General features: G+C 62.6%; 15 protein-coding genes. 6 read left to right on the top strand and 9 right to left on the bottom strand.

The window, feature by feature from the left end:
* Window positions 1–205: 205 nt before the first annotated feature.
* A complete protein-coding gene (uxuA, locus tag V6N07_RS14005) occupies window positions 206–1414 on the bottom strand; it encodes a mannonate dehydratase (RefSeq protein ID WP_371156952.1) in 1209 nt (402 codons plus the stop codon).
* Between the two features lie 130 nt (window positions 1415–1544).
* Between uxuA and V6N07_RS14000 the strand changes: the two genes are divergently transcribed.
* The 4 genes from V6N07_RS14000 (at window position 1545) to V6N07_RS13985 (ending at window position 5117) form a co-directional block, all read left to right on the top strand.
* Window positions 1545–2264, top strand: a complete 720-nt coding sequence (locus V6N07_RS14000) for a GntR family transcriptional regulator (protein ID WP_371156951.1) — start codon at window positions 1545–1547, stop codon at window positions 2262–2264.
* Between the two features lie 26 nt (window positions 2265–2290).
* Window positions 2291–3268: a TRAP transporter substrate-binding protein gene (locus V6N07_RS13995; protein ID WP_371156950.1), complete on the top strand. Its 978-nt coding sequence runs from the start codon at window positions 2291–2293 to the stop codon at window positions 3266–3268.
* 75 nt (window positions 3269–3343) lie between these two features.
* Window positions 3344–3838, top strand: a complete 495-nt coding sequence (locus V6N07_RS13990) for a TRAP transporter small permease (protein ID WP_371156949.1) — start codon at window positions 3344–3346, stop codon at window positions 3836–3838.
* Window position 3839: 1 nt separating this feature from the next.
* Window positions 3840–5117, top strand: a complete 1278-nt coding sequence (locus V6N07_RS13985; RefSeq protein WP_371156948.1) for a TRAP transporter large permease — start codon at window positions 3840–3842, stop codon at window positions 5115–5117.
* A gap of 202 nt (window positions 5118–5319) precedes the next feature.
* Here the strand turns inward: V6N07_RS13985 and V6N07_RS13980 are convergent, their stop codons facing one another.
* The 8 genes from V6N07_RS13980 to V6N07_RS13945 all read right to left on the bottom strand — a co-directional run bounded on the left by V6N07_RS13980 (window position 5320) and on the right by V6N07_RS13945 (window position 14087).
* Complete coding sequence (locus V6N07_RS13980) at window positions 5320–7509, bottom strand: xanthine dehydrogenase family protein molybdopterin-binding subunit (protein ID WP_371156947.1); 2190 nt, start codon at window positions 7507–7509, stop codon at window positions 5320–5322.
* Entirely contained in the window at window positions 7506–8492 is a 987-nt protein-coding gene (locus V6N07_RS13975) for a xanthine dehydrogenase family protein subunit M (RefSeq protein ID WP_371156946.1), read from the bottom strand. The genes V6N07_RS13980 and V6N07_RS13975 overlap by 4 nt, the downstream gene beginning before the upstream one ends.
* Window positions 8489–8995 carry a 2Fe-2S iron-sulfur cluster-binding protein gene (locus V6N07_RS13970; protein ID WP_371156945.1) on the bottom strand — a complete coding sequence of 169 codons (507 nt, stop codon included), beginning with the start codon at window positions 8993–8995 and terminating at the stop codon, window positions 8489–8491. Before V6N07_RS13970 ends, V6N07_RS13975 begins: the two co-directional genes overlap by 4 nt.
* A 326-nt stretch (window positions 8996–9321) precedes the next feature.
* Window positions 9322–9972: an aspartate/glutamate racemase family protein gene (locus V6N07_RS13965; RefSeq protein ID WP_371156944.1), complete on the bottom strand. Its 651-nt coding sequence runs from the start codon at window positions 9970–9972 to the stop codon at window positions 9322–9324.
* Between the two features lie 6 nt (window positions 9973–9978).
* The gene (locus tag V6N07_RS13960) at window positions 9979–10818 is read right to left on the bottom strand and encodes an ABC transporter permease (protein WP_371156943.1); all 840 of its coding nucleotides are present in this window, start codon (window positions 10816–10818) and stop codon (window positions 9979–9981) included.
* A 1-nt stretch (window position 10819) separates the two neighbouring features.
* Window positions 10820–11641, bottom strand: a complete 822-nt coding sequence (locus tag V6N07_RS13955; RefSeq protein WP_371157230.1) for an ABC transporter permease — start codon at window positions 11639–11641, stop codon at window positions 10820–10822.
* Between the two features lie 148 nt (window positions 11642–11789).
* Window positions 11790–13055, bottom strand: coding sequence for a PotD/PotF family extracellular solute-binding protein (locus V6N07_RS13950; RefSeq protein WP_371157228.1), 1266 nt, complete (start codon window positions 13053–13055; stop codon window positions 11790–11792).
* Window positions 13056–13103: 48 nt separating this feature from the next.
* Window positions 13104–14087, bottom strand: a complete 984-nt coding sequence (locus tag V6N07_RS13945) for an ABC transporter ATP-binding protein (RefSeq protein ID WP_371156942.1) — start codon at window positions 14085–14087, stop codon at window positions 13104–13106.
* A 238-nt stretch (window positions 14088–14325) separates the two neighbouring features.
* On the opposite strand from V6N07_RS13945, the gene V6N07_RS13940 reads away from it, so the two are divergent.
* Window positions 14326–15018 carry a GntR family transcriptional regulator gene (locus V6N07_RS13940; RefSeq protein ID WP_371156941.1) on the top strand — a complete coding sequence of 231 codons (693 nt, stop codon included), beginning with the start codon at window positions 14326–14328 and terminating at the stop codon, window positions 15016–15018.
* A 14-nt stretch (window positions 15019–15032) separates the two neighbouring features.
* Window positions 15033–15851 (top strand): GNAT family N-acetyltransferase, encoded by an 819-nt coding sequence (locus V6N07_RS13935; protein ID WP_371156940.1) that lies wholly within the window; start codon window positions 15033–15035, stop codon window positions 15849–15851.
* The last annotated feature ends 59 nt before the right edge of the window (window positions 15852–15910 follow it).

Genomic DNA, 15910 nt, shown 5'->3' with positions numbered 1-15910 from the left:
GCTGCAAGACTGTCCGAAAACATGGGACCACTTCAGTGAGTGGCCCTTGGACATGTTCGTCAAGACGCATGAGAGGGCGCCGGCTGGTTTGCCGAGGTGCCAGACTGCCGGCTGACGAGGGTGACCCGCGGACCCCACGGTTTCAGGGTTTTACAAAACCCCGAAGTGTCCATCCAAAGTCTATGAATACCCTGAAAGAGCTCTCTCAACGCGAAGCGGCATGGGTTTGTGCTGCAATGATCCCGCGCAGCTCTGCCAGACCCTTCAATCGCCCGACCGCCGGATAGCCCGGCTGCGCATCGGCTTGCAGGTCGCTGAGAATGTCCTGACCATGATCGGGGCGAAAGGGTATCTCGCAATCGGATCGGTTATCGGCTTTGCGGCGCTCTTCTTCCTCCAGAAGCGACGCAACGAGGGCGACCATGTCAGTCGACCCTTCGAGGTGAGCGGCTTCGTGGAAGCTGTTCGGGACAGTTTCGCTTTCGCGCCGCACATTCCGCAAATGGGCAAAATGGATCTTCGATCCAAGGCGCCGAACCATACCCGGAAGGTCATTGGATTCGCGCACGCCCAACGATCCACTGCAAAGCGTGATCCCATTGGAGGGCGAGTCGATAGCCGAAACGAGAGACGCATAATCCTTTTCGGTGGACATGATGCGCGGCAGACCCAAAAGCGGGAAGGGCGGGTCGTCGGGATGACAGCACATCCGGATGCCAAGCCGCTCCGCGACTGGAATCACCTCGCTCAGGAAATCGATCTGGTGTTGGCGCAAGCGGTCGGCATCGATCTTCGCATATAGGTCGAGTTCTTCCTGCAAGGACGCGATTGAATAACCTTCTTCGGCGCCGGGCAATCCGCAGATGATATTGCTGACCAGGTTTGAGACGTCGTCATTCGACATTTTCGCGTAGCGAAGTTCTGCTTCTGCTCTGACGGTCTGATCGAAATCGCCGTCCGCTCCTTTCCGTTTCAGTACGAAAATATCGAAGACTGCGAAATCGACCAGGTCAAACCGCATGCAGCGCGCCCCATCGGGCAATTCATGGCGCAGGTCCGTACGGGTCCAGTCGAGAACCGGCATGAAATTATAGCAGACGATGTCGATTCCACAGGCCGCGAGATTCTCGAGGCTGGTCTTGTAGTTCTGGACGTGGGTCGCCCAATCACCGGTCTGCCGCTTTATGTCTTCGGTTACCGGAAGGCTTTCGACGACATCCCACGCAAGCCCCGTGCTTGGGCCGTCTGATCCGCCCTGGATAAGGGCTTGCCGCGTCTGGATGGCCTCGCGGCTCCAGACCGCGCCGTTGGGAACCTCGTGCAAGGCAGTCACGATTCCTTTCGCACCTGCCTGCCGGATATCTTGCAGAGAAACCTTGTCCGCCGGCCCGAACCATCGCCACGTCTGCTTCATTCTATGCGCCCCCTCCATGCATATCCTGTTCGCCGTCGACGAGATCGGTGTCGACGGCGCGATGCCGCACTAACATGATGTTGACATGTATGGAAGTAGGGATGTATGCGGAAAGTGGGGGGACGATGGAATGATTTTGGACGTGGAGGACATGAAGGGCTGGCGGCTCGATCCGCTGAAGGCCGTGGCACCACAGCTGCGCCTGATCCTTCGCAGTCGTATCATTCGCAATGACTTCAAGCCGATGAGCAGGCTTTCCGAGCCGGATCTGGCGAAGGAATATAAAGTAAGTCGACAGCCCGTCCGGGAAGCGTTCATCACGCTCGAACATGAAGATCTTGTCGAGATACGACCGCAGCGTGGAACTTATGTGAAACGTATCGATGCGAATGCGGTACTGAACGGCCAATTCGTTCGCGAAGCTGTTGAAGCCGATATCATCTGCTCGCTCGCCCGGGACCGGGACCGTGATCTCGTGCGCGACCTGCGCGCGCAATTGGAAGATCAGGCGGCTACGTCGCGCGACAACCCCGCGGTGTTCATGGAGCAGGACGAGAAATTTCACAGGACGCTGGCGCGGGCCGCAGGCGTGGAAGGTGCCTGGACCTATCTCGAGGCCATCAAGGCGCAGATGGATCGCGTCAGGTTCTTCTCCGGGGTCGAATTCCCGATCGAGACCCTGATCGACCAGCACCGTCATATCATAGACATGATCGAAGCCGGAAACGTGGAGGCCGCCGAAGCGGCCATGCGTTCCCATCTCAAGGAAATCCTGAAATCCCTGCCGAAAATCCAACAATTGTACCCTGGGCACTTTGTCGGAGATTTGGGCGGGGTGGATGATCGATAAGCTTTTGCCAACTGGAGGAGATACCAATGGGGCTCTTGAAGACGACTAAAATCCTGGCTGCTGCGACCGCTGTCGCCGCAATTGCAGGAACATCTGCGTTTGCGCAGGAAATGACCCTGAAGCTGGGCCATCTCGCAAACGAGCAGAACTCGTGGCATCTGGCCGCAGTGAAATTCGGAGAGGAGCTGAATGCGCTGACGGATGGTCGTATCGCCGTCGAGGTTTTCCCGAATGAATCGCTGGGCAAGGAAGTCGACCTGATCAACGGCATGCAGCTCGGGACGGTCGACATGACGATCACCGGCGAGACGCTGCAGAACTGGGCTCCGATGGCTGCACTGCTGGCCGTGCCATATGCGTACCGTTCGCTGGAGCACATGGACGAAGTGGCATCCGGTGCCATTGGCGATCAGATCATCGACCAGGTTGTCGAGAAGGCGCAGATCCGCCCGATCGCATATTTCGCCCGCGGCCCGCGGAACCTGACGTCGCAGCGTCCGATCGCGTCGCCTTCTGATCTGAACGGCATGAAGATGCGCGTGCCGAACGTGCCGCTCTTCGTCGATGTCTGGAGCGCCCTGGGTGCGGCGCCGACGCCGATGGCCTTCTCCGAAGTGTTCACCTCGCTCCAGAGTGGCGTGATCGAAGGGCAGGAGAACCCTCTGGCGCTGATCCGTTCCGCAAACTTCAACGAAGTGCAGGGCTACGTGAACCAGACTGAACATGTCCGGTCCTGGATCTATCTGACCATCGCTGAATCCACCTGGAACAGGCTTTCTGCCGATGATCAGGCCGCGGTGATGCAGGCCGCAGCCACTGCTCAGGAATATGAGCGCGGCCTCCTGCTGGAAAGCCTCGCAGCCGATCAGGAATATCTCGAAGCCAATGGCATGGAGTTCGTCGAGGTTGACGGCGCAGCATTCCAGACAGCCGCAAAGGACGCGGTCTTGGCCAACGTGAGCGATGAGATCCGGCCTGTCGTCGAAGACCTGTTCTCGAACTGATCCATAGACAGGATTTCCCTTGGGAAGCTGCCGGCCTCCGGATCGGTGGCTTCCTGATCGTAACAGGGCAATAGAATGAAACGCATCGAAAACATCATCGTGACGATCTGCAGTATCGGGGTGGGCATAGCGTTCCTGACCTTGATCGTGGCCGTCCTCATCCAGGTCCTTGGCAGAACGTTCAGTTCGTCACCCGTCTGGACGGAGGAACTGACCAGGTTTGCGATGCTTTTCACCGTGACCTTCGGTGCCGGGCTTTCGCTCCGCTCCGGCGATCTCGTGAACGTGGACGTGGTCTGTGAATCCCTGCCGGGGCAATGGCCCCGCCGACTGCGCCTTTTCTCGGCGATCGCGACATTCGCCCTCTGCGTCTTTCTTATCGCGCCAGCTTGGAAATACGTGTCCATCGGCGCGCTTCAAACCTCTGCCGCACTTCGGTTGCGGATGGACTACATACACTTCTCGGTGTTCGCCCTTCTGATCGGGATCGCCCTGTTCGCATTGATGCGGATTGTCGCGATGGTTTTCTATTCGGATGACGGGCAACCTGAAAACAGAACGGACATCTAAGATGGGTCTCTTTATCCTCGTTACTGTTTTCGTCTTCGGTCTTGTCGTAGGCATACCCGTTGCGATCACCCTTGGCCTGAGTTCGCTCAGCTACCTGCTGTACATGGGCATCCCTGCCGTCGTCATGCCGCAGAAGATGTATGCCGGTATGGATGTTTTCGTTCTGCTCAGCATTCCGGGCTTCATTCTGGCCGGCAACCTGATGAACCAGGGCGGGATCACGGAACGCATCATTCGCTTTGCGAATGGCCTCGTCGGCTGGATCCGGGGCGGGCTTGGCCTGACCAACGTCGGCGCGTCCATGCTTTTCGGCGGCATTACCGGAACGGCCGTTGCAGATGCCGCCTCGATCGGCGGCGTGATGATCCCCGGCATGAAGAAGGCGGGATACCCCGCTGACTTCTCCGCGGCCGTTACGGCTGCGTCATCGACCGTCGGGCCGATCATTCCGCCCAGCGTGCCGATGATCATCGTCGGGGCATTGTCCGGCATATCGGTCGGCAAGATGTTCCTTGCCGGGGCGATTCCCGGTATCCTGATGGGTGTGGCCATGATGGTGACCACCTACCTGATCGCGAGGAAGAAGAACTTTCCGAAGCAGGAATGGCAAGGCGTCGCGGAAATCGGCCGTTCCTTCGCCGGTGCCTTCTGGGCGTTGGCAATGACCGGGCTGATCCTTTACGGCCTGTTGAGCGGCATCGCCACGCCGACGGAAACCGCCATCATCGCAAGCATCTATGCGGTCGTCATCGGGCTTTTCGTCTACAGGGAACTGCCTCTGCGCAAGATCCCCAAAATCGTCGTCGAGAGTGCGGTGGCCGCGTCCGGGATCCTTGTACTTGTCGGCTTCGCCAACGTGTTCGGCTGGATCCTCGTGTCCGAGCGCATTCCCCAGATGATCGCCACGGCCGTGTTGTCCTTCACGGACAACAAGTTCGTCGTGATCCTGATCATCAACATCCTGCTGTTGCTCGTGGGCATGTTCATGGAAACCATCGCGGCGCTGATCATCCTGTTCGTGCCACTGCTCACGCTTGCGACGACTGTCGGGATCGACCCGCTGCACTTTGCAACCTTTGCGGTGCTCAACCTGATGATTGGCCTGACCACACCGCCCCTCGGTGTCTGCCTCTTCGTCTGTGCGGGTATTGCACGTCAGCCGCTGACACCGGTGGTGATTGCCATTCTGCCGTTCATCGCCACCAATATCATCGTGCTGCTGCTGGTGTCCTATGTCCCGCCAATCGCAACATGGTTGCCCTCGGTCCTGCTGCCGTGAACACATGATGCTGCACCGGATGGTGCAGCCTATCCAAACGGTCGGATCGCAGATTTACCGGGTCGTCGCAAAGGTCGACGGCCCGGTTCTGTATCACGGGGCGACAGGCTACGTCCCCGACATCCCCATAATCACGATGCATCGATCATCCGCGCTGGTGGTGCAACGGCGGGCCATCTGACCGGCGGCCCGCCTGTCATCGTCACAACCCGGCGATGACCTTGTCCAAGGTCGCCGGATAGTCGCGAACACGCACGCCGGTCGCGTTGTAGATCGCGTTCGTGATTGCGGCCGCCGCTCCACAGATGCCAAGCTCGCCAATTCCCTTCGCCTGCAGGGGGCTCGCCCAGTCGTCGCGTTCCTCCAGAAGTTCGACGGTCAATTGTGGCACGTCGGCGTTTACCGGGATGTGATACTCGGCCAGGTTGTGGTTCGCCACATGGCCGTCGCGCGGATCGAAGGCGATCTCCTCGGTCAACGCGATCCCGATGCCAAAGGTCATTCCGCCCAGGCACTGCGACCGCGCGGTCTTGGCATTCAGGATCCGCCCTGCCGCAAAACTGCCGTGCATGCGGCGCACGCGTGTTTCGCCGGAGGCGGCGTGGACGGCGACTTCGGCGAAATAGGCGCCGAACGTGGCCTGACGCACGGCCGTGGACGTATCGCCGGGTTCTACATGGCCCAGTTTCGCGATCTCGTCGCCCTGCAACACATCGCCCAACGCCTTTGTCTGATTGTCAAAGGTGACGCGGCCGTCTTTCAACAGCAGGTCCTTCTCGTCCACATCCAGCCGATCAGCCAACTGTCGGCGGATTGCCTGACAGGCGACGTAGACCGATGTCCCGCTGGACGATGCGCCCCAGGATCCACCGGATCCTGCGGCCGGGGGCAGGGTGGTATCGCCCAGTACGACATCGACCCGATCCCGTGGTAGCCCAAGCATCTCGCCCGCAATCTGACCGAGGATCGCATAGGTGCCGGTGCCGATGTCGGTCATGTCCGTCTCGACCCGCGCCCGGCCGTCCGGTTGCAGGGTGACGCGCGCCTGACTTTCCATCAGGGCATTGATGCGCGCAGCAGAGGCCATGCCATACCCGACCAGCCATTCGCCTTCGCGGCGTTCCTTCAGACCCGGACGGTCAGCCCAGCCAAAGGCGCGTGCCCCGCTTTCCAGCGCCTCGCGAAAACGGCGCGAGGAAAATTCCTTGCCGCTTTCCGGGTCCGTTTCGGGAATGTTGCGCAAACGCAGTTCGACGGGGTCTATCCCGACCTTTTGCGCCAGCTCGTCCATCGCGTTTTCCACCACGGTCACACCGACAGCCTCGCCCGGTGCGCGGACGGAACCGGCGCAAAGGCGATGCAGGCGGGCAAGGTCCAGCGACATCTGACGGTTCTTTCCGGCATAGAGGAAATGCGACGCCTGCAGGACCGGCTCGGCAAAGACCTCTCCAGGCAGGTTCGACACCCGGGCATCGTGACCGAAACCGCTCAGGCGGCCGTCTGCATCGGCGGCCAGGCGGATCCTCTGGCGGGTTTCCGAGCGGCGCATCGTCGCCTCGTAGACCTGCGGGCGTTGCAGGGCGACCGATACGGGGCGGCCAAGTTCCTGCGCGGCGATGGCGGCGGCAACGGCCTCGGGCGCCAGACCCAGCTTGGAGCCGAAACCACCTCCGACGTAGGGCGACAGAATGCGCACCCGGTCCGGGTGGATGCCCAGCGAATCCGCAAGTTCGTTGCGGTTGTATTTCAGCATCTGATAGCTGCCGCGCAGGGTCAGGTCATCACCCTCCCACGAAGCGATCGACGCATGCGGCTCCATCGGAGAGCTGGAGTGCGACGGGGTGGTATAGACCTCGTCGACGCTGTGGGTGGCGTCCTTCATGGCGGCATCGAGATCGCCCTGATCCAATGTCTGATCGTCCTGCGGCTCCACGGCGGCGGTGGCCGGATCGACGGGCCTGACCTCGCCGTCTTCGAGCCGCACCATCAGCGACTGCGCCGCATGGCGGGCCTGTTCGAAGGTCTCGGCAACGACAACCGCGACCAGCTGCCCTAGATAGGCGGCCTGCTGCGGGCCCTGGATCGGTGCCTTGTTCGCCGTTCCCTGCGCGGGGTTGCGCAGAAGGCGGTCGTCCTGAATCACGGACAAAACACCGGGCATCTTCGCCACATCGTTGCGGTTGGACAGGACGACCCGACCGCTGTTGCCGGGCGCGCGGACCATGACCCCGTGAACCATGCCCTCGACCTGCCATTCGTTGGCATAGGTCGCGGTGCCCGTGACCTTCAACGGTCCCTCGGGCCGGTCCAGCGGTGCGCCGACAAGACCCTGCGCCATGTCGTCCAGCCGCCGGTCGGTGGCGGGGGCATCCATCTTGAAATGTTCGGTCATGTCCGGGCCTCCTGCGTCAATTCCGTAAGCACCGACACGAGCGTCCGGCGCGTGAGCGGGAGTTTGAAGTCATTGGCCCCGAAACCCTCGGCCTCGGCCAGAAGCTGATCGGCGGCTTTCTCGAAGAGCGCCTCCGACGGTGTCTGGCCGACCAGAAGGGCTTCGACCTGCGGATCGCGCCACGGCTTTGGGGCCACGCCGCCGAAGGCGAGGTCGGCCCGTGTGATGCGGCCATCTTCCATCGCAACGACCCCGGCCACCGACACGAGGGCAAAGGCATAGGAGGCCCGGTCTCGCACCTTGCGATAGGTCTGACGCCCGGCCACGGGCGCCGGCAGGACGACGGCTGTGATCAATTCACCGGGTTCCAGAACGGTTTCACGGTCAGGGCGGTCGCCCGGCAGAAGATAGAGGTCGTCAAGGTTCAGCCGTCGAGTGGACCCGTCGTCCTTTACCGTCTCGACGACGGCGTCGAGCGCGCGCATTGCGACGGCCATGTCGCTGGGGTGCGTCGCGATGCAATGCTCCGATGTGCCCAGAATGGCGAGGATGCGGTTAAAGCCCTCGCGCGCGGAACACCCGCTGCCCGGCTCGCGCTTGTTGCAGGCCATGGCGCGGTCATAAAAATACAGGCACCTCGTCCGTTGCAGCAGGTTGCCCCCGGTGGTCGCCTTGTTGCGGAGCTGACCGCTTGCACCGGCAAGCAGCGCGCGGCTGAGCACCGGCCAGTCGCGGCGGACGCGTGTGTCATTGGCAAGGTCGCTGTTGGTCACCAAGGCACCGATCCGCAGGCCGCCGTCCTCGGTTTCCTCTATCCGGTCCAGTTCCAGCCGGTTGATATCGACCAGTTCGGCCGGGGCCATGACCTCCAGCTTCATCAGGTCGAGCAGGTTGGTGCCGCCTGCGATGAACATGGCACCGCCCGCTGCATCCCGTGTCGCGGTTTCGGTGCTTTGGGCGCGGGTATACTCGAAGGGTCTCATGCGGTTTTCTCCGCGGCCTTGCGGATCGCCTCGACGATATTGGGATAGGCTGCACACCGGCACAGATTGCCGCTCATGCGCTCCGATATCTCCTCGGTCGTCAGGGCCGCATCACCGGTCAGATCGTCCGTCACATGGCTTGGCCAGCCGCTTCGAACTTCGTCCAGCATGGCGGTGGCCGAACAGATCTGTCCCGGCGTGCAATAGCCGCACTGAAAACCATCTTCGCTGACGAAGGCTTCCTGCAGGTCGCTGAGATTGCCGGGCTGGCCGATCCCCTCGATCGTGGTCACCTCGTCGCCATCATGCATACAGGCAAGCGTCAGGCAGGAATTGATGCGCCGCCCGTTCACCATGACGGTGCACGCGCCGCATTGCCCGTGATCACATCCCTTCTTGCTGCCGGTCAGCCCGAGATGATGGCGCAAGGCGTCGAGCAGGGTGGTCCTTGGATCAAGTTCCAAACGTTGCTGCGTGCCGTTGATCGTCAGATGAGTTTGCACGGGAAATGTCTCCGAGTTGATCCGGTCCTGAAGGAGTAACCCGTGGTATGCATGAAGGGTTCCGTACGTTGCGGCAGGGAGGGGCGACCCCTGCGGCAGCATGCCCCCGCTGCGAAACCGGTTCGGACCGACGATGATCGGCACGCAAAGTCGCCTTGGCGATCACGGTGCCGTCGCAATACCACCCACCTCGGCTTGACCGATTACGGGTCAAAGCGCGACCTTATCGGGCAAAACGGATTACCGTTCGGCACCTGGCACGGCGCCTTTTCCGACCCACGGCCAAGCCGTCGGAAAGTGATCTGCAAATTCACGCGACCTTCGCGCTATCCCTGACCGACAAGCCACGGAATGCAGGTAATCGCGGCCTCGATGGGGTCGACGATACGCACCGGCAAGGTCGACCGCAGGGTTTCCGTGATCCGGGTCATTCCTGCACAGCCGAGGACGATCGCATCGATCCCGTCCTCTCTGACGGCTATCTGCGCCTCTGCCGTGATCGTCGCGGCCGCACGTTCCGGGTAGTGTTCAAGGTCGAGAACCGGAACGTCCGAGGCCCGCACCCGCGCGCAGGCACCGCTCAGACCATAGGCCGCGATGTTGCCTTCGATGATGGGGACGGAAACAGGCAAGGTCGTGACGACCCCGAACCGCCAGCCGCGCATCGCACAGGCATGAAACGCAGCCTGGCCGATCCCGATCACCGGGCAGGGGGCGAGGCGCTGTGCAGCCATCAAGGCCGTGTCATCGAAGCATCCGATGATGATGGCATCCGCATCCTGATCAACGGCCTTGCGCACGAGATCGAGCAGGGGGCCCTCTGCGGCGGCTCCGTCCTCGGGGCCCTGTATTGCGGGGGGGGCGCCGTGCGAGGTCCAGCCTTCGATGGTCTGACCGGGCGCTGCGGCACGGGCGGCGGCCAGCATCGTCCGCGTCATCGCGACCGTGCTGTTCGGGTTGATGAGGACGACGGACATGCGCGGTCAGACAGCTTCCCTGCCTGCGTCGGACCCGATGCGCGCCCGACGACGGCCCATGGTCCAGACGATGACAAGGAACACAGCGATCACCAGAAGCGAGAACACCGTCGTCAACGTCCCAAGCGCGAAGATGACGGGTGTCGTCACGTTCGTCGTCATCCCGAAGATTTCCAGTGGCAGGGTGTTGTAGCTGCCTGCGGTCAGCAGGGTGCGCGCGAACTCGTCATAGCTGAGCGTGAAGCCGAACAACGCGACGCCGATCAGCGAGGGCGCGATGATCGGCAGGACGACATGCCGGATTGTCTGCCATGGTGATGCGCCCAGATCGCGGGCGGCCTCCTCGAAGGCCGCGTCGAAGCGGTTGAAGACGGCGAACATGATCAGAAGGCCGAACGGCAGCGTCCACGTCAGTTGCGATCCATAGCCGGAGGTCGCCCAATGCACAGGAACCCCGGCCTGATTGAACAGCAGACCAACCCCGAGGGAGATCAGGATCGAGGGGATCACCAGTGCCGTGATGATCAGGTAGAAGAGCACCCCCGACCCGGCAAAACGCTTGCGGAAGGCCAGCCCCCCCATGACCGACACGACGACGGTGGTGATCATCACCATCAGTCCAAGGGCCAGCGATCGGCGGAACGAGCCCCAGATGTCGCCCACGGCCTGTTGTTCGAAAAGGTCGCGGAACCAGTGCAGCGAGGTGCCGCGCATCGGGAAGGTCAGGCCACCCTGCGGCCCTTGAAAGGACAGGATGCCGATGGTCACGGTCGGGCCATAGAGGAACACGAGAAACAGCACGAAGAAGACTGTCAGGGCGTAAAAGGATCGGGGGCGGCGTTCCATGTCAAAGCTCCTTTCGGATGTCGACGAAGCGCAGCAGAACCCCGATGACGATCAGCACAGTCATCAACAGGACAACGGCGGTGGCACTGGCCGATGGGTATTGCAGCAGGCTGATGTCGTTGGAAATCAGGCGTCCCACGTTGGCCGACTGCGACCCGGACATGAACCGCACGGTGATGAAGTCCCCCATCACGAGGGTGACGACGAAGATCGTCCCGATCATGATGCCCGGCTTGGTCAGCGGGACGATGACATGCCACAGGGTCTGCCAGCCGCTCGCCCCGGCATCCGTCGCCGCCTCGATCAGGGATCGGTCGATCCGCATCATCGTGTTGAAGATCGGGACCACCATGAACAGCGTGTAGAGATGGACGAAGGCAAGGATCACGCTGAAGTCGGAGAACAGCAGCCAGTCCAGCGGCGCGTCGATGACCCCCCATGACAACAGGGCCGAATTCGCGATCCCCTCGCGTCCGAGGAACGGAATCCAGCTGATCATGCGGATGATGTTCGAGGTCAGGAAGGGGATGGTGCACAGCAGGAACAGGACGATCTGCCATGTCAGGCTGCGGATGTGGAAGGCGAGGTAATAGGCGACGGTAAAGCCGATCAGAAGCGTGCAGACCCAGGTGATCGCGGCATATTTGAAGGTGTTGCCGAAAACGCGCCACGTGACATCCGAGGTCAGCAGGAAGGCGTAGTTGTCGAACAGGAAGGCGGGATAGATCGAAAATTCGGTCGCGCCCCAGAAACTGACCACCACGATTGTCACGATCGGCAGGACGAGGAAGACGGCAAGCACGAGGACCAGCGGTGATGCCATCAACCAGCCGGTCAGGTTGCGACCCAATGCACGGCGGTCGCTTCGCGCGGGTGGTGCCAGCGGGGCGGAAAGGGTTGTCTGATCTGTCATTGCGTCCCCGGCAAAAGGGTGCGCGCCGCGTATCCGGCGCGCACTGGGTTCATGTGCCTCAGGCGGCGATGAACTCGTTCCACTTGCGAACCATGTACTGGTTCTCGTCCATGACCGCGTTCCAGCAGGCCACGGCGCCCATGCGTTCCTCGAAGGAGCCGCCGTCGCGGGTCTCGCCGGCCTGGGCCAGGGCATCGCCCGTGGGCGAGGTGATGACGTCGGTGGCTTCCTTGCCTTCGAACCAGTAGCCCCACTCGTTCTCGGACATGAACGCCTTGGAGGTCTCGGGCACGGCCGAGTAATACCCCTGACGCATCAGGTAGCCGCCAACCCAACCGGAGAGATACCAGTTGATGTATTCATATGCGGCGTCCAGCTCCATGCCCGACAGGTTGGACGACAGGCCCAGACCGCCGCCCCAGCTGCGATAGCCTTCTTCCAGCGGCTGGTAGACGCAGGGAATGCCGCGCGACTTGACGGCCGTGATCGCGGGCGACCACATCGACTGGATCACGACTTCGCCCGAGGCCATCAGGTTGACGCTCTCGTCGAAGGACTTCCAGAAGGCGCGGAACTGGCCGTTGCGCTTGGCCTCGGTGAAGATCGCGAAGGTCTTGTCGATCTCCTCGCGGGTCATGTTGCCCTTGTCGCCATAGGTGATCTCGCCCAGCGACTCGCAGACCATCGCCATGTCCATGATGCCGATCGACGAGATGTCGAGGATCGAGGCCTTGCCCTGGAACATCGGGTCCAGCAGCTGCCGCCAATTGGTGACGGGCACGTCGATCAGGTCCGGGCGGATGCCCAGCGTGTCGGCGTTGTAGATCGTCGGGATCAGGGTCATCCAGCCGGATTCGTTGTCGACGAAGGTCGTGCCGCCGGGGCCTTCGACAAAGCCCACGGTGTGTGGTGCGGTGCCCTGTGCGATGGTGCTGTCCGGGGTCAGCTTGCCATTTCGGAAGATGCCCACGATCTTGTCGTAGTTGGCGATCTTGGAGGTATCCATCGCCTGCAGGTTACCCGTCGGCCAGACCTTCTTGCAGATCCAGTATTCGATGTCGGCGATGTCGAAGCTGTCGGGCTGGGTCGCCGCGCGCTGCGTGACCGAATCCGAGTCGAGCGCCGTCATCTCGAGGTTGAAGCCGAGGTCTTCCTTCACCTTGGTGGCCACGTCGTTCAGGTTCGACACGCCCGTGCCGAACTGGCGCAGGGTGATGTCCTTGGTTTCCTGGCCCCAGACCATCGGCGCGGCGAGGGTGGAGGCCCCGATCGCAGCAGCACCTGTCTTCAGAATCGAGCGGCGCGAGTAGCGCACCTTTGAAATCGTCGTCATGTCTTTTCCCCGTCGTTGGTTGTGTCGTCGTTGCGATCTTCAGGCGAGCAGCGGATGCGCCACTCCGTCCTGCCAGCCGAGGCCCACGGCCTCGCCCGGCTCCTTCGGCGCGCCGAAGAAGTCCTTGTCCGTCATCAGCGCCGTGACCTCCGCGCCCTGTGCGAGCGTCGCGGTCAACGCGACATGGGTGCCCTGGTACTCGACGGCGGTGACATGGCCATCGAGGCGCCCGGCGCCCGGCTCGGCCAGAACCATCTCGTCGGACCGCACGGCGACCTGACCGCCGGGCAGGTCGATGACGTTGTGCGCGCCGAGGAAACGGGCGACGAAAGCGGTGCGCGGTGCCTCGAACACGGCGCGCGCCGGGCCCGCCTGTTCGATGCGCGCGTTGTTCATGACGACGATCTCGTCCGCGAGGGCCAACGCCTCGTCCTGTCCATGGGTGACGTGGACGAAGGCGATGCCCAACCTGCGTTGCAGCTGTTTCAGCTCGGCGCGCATCCGGGTCCGCAGGAAGGGGTCGAGCGCCGACAGCGGCTCATCCAGAAGCAGGACCTCGGGCTCGGTAATCAGCGCACGCGCCAGCGCGACGCGCTGTTGCTGTCCGCCCGACAGCTGTGCAGGCAGGCGGTCCGCGTAGGCGGCCATGTCCACGAGCTCCAGCAACTCGTCCGCACGCGCGGTGCGGGCCGCCTTGTCGACACCCTTCATGCGCTGGCTGAAGGCGACGTTGTCACGCGCGTTCAGGTGCGGAAACAACGCGTAGCTCTGGAACATCATTGCGGTGCCGCGCGCAGCGGGTGCCAGCGATGACACATCCCGGCCCGACAGCAGGATCGACCCGTCGCTGACGGCCTCGTGCCCCGCGATCATGCGCAGGGTCGACGACTTGCCACAGCCCGACGGGCCCAGCAGACAGGTATAGCTGCCTGCGCGAAACAGGTGGTTGATGGCATCGACGGCCACCGTATCGCCATAGCGTTTGGTCAGGCCGACAAGTTCGAGATCATGTTTGGATCGCACGGTGTTCCCCCAGCAGTCGCCTTCGACGCTTTGCCGAGTGTGATGACTTGCCAAGCACCGAGGCGGTTCCCGGTTCGACGGCGGCAGGGATTGCCTGATCTTTCCGCAGGCAATGCCTCCTTCGCACACGAATTAAACCCGGATCGTATACGATCTGGTCCGTGATGTGCTGCGCCTTTCTGTCCCCCTTGTCGCGAATCCTCCGACCTGACAGGACAGGGTAGAACCGGAGAATTTCGTGACCGAAACAAGTGCCGCCCCCGCGTCCTTCACGCCCGAAAGGATCGCCAATCGCCTGACCGAGGCCCTGCATGAGCATCGTGTCCTGCCGGGCATGAAGCTGGCCGAAGACGAGGTCGGCGATACGTTCGGCGTCGGGCGGACGATCGTGCGTCAGGCCCTGCGCATTCTGGCGCAGGAGGGGCTCGTGACCCTCGAACGCAACCGTGGCGCCTTCGTCACCCAGCCCTCGGTGATCGATGCGCGCGAAGTCTTCGAGGCGCGCGCTTTGTTGGAGCCGACGACAGCCGCTGCGGCCGCCGTGCGCATCACATCGTGCGACCTCGCCGCGCTGGAAACCCATATCGAGGCCGAACATGCGGCGCTCGACGCGGGGGATACCGGGCAGGCCCTGCGCCTGTCGGGCCAGTTCCACATCGAGATCGCGCGCATCGCCGACCAGGCGACCATCGAGGCCTTCATCCGGCAGCTGATCTCGCGCTCATCCCTCGTGATCGCGCTCTACTGGCGGCGACGCAGCGCACTGTGCGAAAGCCACGCGCATCACGCATTGCTCGACGCTTTCCGCCAACGCGACGCCGCCGAGGCATCGGAACTGATGAAAGGCCATCTCGTGGACCTGCTGTCGCAACTTGACCTGCGCGATCAGACCCCACCGCCGCGATCCCTGCGTGAGGCGCTGGGCGAATGATCCGCTGCCGGTCCATGCTGCGGAGCGAACTCGATACCGTGCTCGATTGGGCGGCCGCAGAGGGCTGGAACCCCGGTCTGGACGACGCAGACGCCTTCTGGGCCGCCGATCCGGAGGGCTTTTTCGTGGCCGAGGAAGACGGCACGCCCGTTGCCGCCATATCGGTCGTGCGTCACGACGAGGATTACGCGTTCCTTGGCCTTTATATCTGTCGGCCTTCCCACCGCGGGCAGGGCGCCGGTCTGAGCCTTTGGCAACATGCGATGGCCCATGCGGGCAAGCGCATCGTCGGCCTCGACGGCGTTCCTGCCCAACAGGACAACTATGCAAGGTCCGGATTTCGCCCGGAAGGAAAGACGGTGCGCCATGTCGGCAGCCTCGCGCCATTGTCCGCGGGCGATATCCGCCGGGCCAGCGACCGGGATATCCCGGTCCTCGTTGCGCTCGAAGCGAAGGCATCGGGCCGCCTGAAACCCGCCTACATGCGCGCGTGGTTCGCGGGCGCGCACGGCCGTCAGACGTTCGTGCAATATGTGGATGACATGCCCACCGGGGCCGTCACGATCAGGCGCTGCCGTGAGGGCGCGAAGATCGGCCCCCTGATCGCGCCGGACCGGACATCTGCGATGGCCCTCCTGGGGGCTGCGGCCGCATACACGCCGGGTCCCTTGTCGATCGATGTCCCCGGCGGGGCTGAAGGTTTCGGCGAGATGCTGCGCCGCGAAGGGTTCGAGCCCTCGTTCGAGACCGCACGGATGTACGCAGGCGGAACCGTCGCGCCGGGTATCGCGCCACCGGTCCTGTTCGCGGTGACCAGTCTCGAACTTGGGTAAGAACCGGCCGGCCCGGCAGGAACGGACCATCGATCCGCGCCGATATTGTGCGCAACATG

The sequence above is a fragment of the Jannaschia sp. 2305UL9-9 genome (assembly GCF_041403465.1).
Lineage (GTDB): Bacteria > Pseudomonadota > Alphaproteobacteria > Rhodobacterales > Rhodobacteraceae > Jannaschia.
The sequence above is the reverse complement of the archived record's forward strand: the minus strand, read 5'-3'. Positions and strand labels throughout refer to the sequence as shown.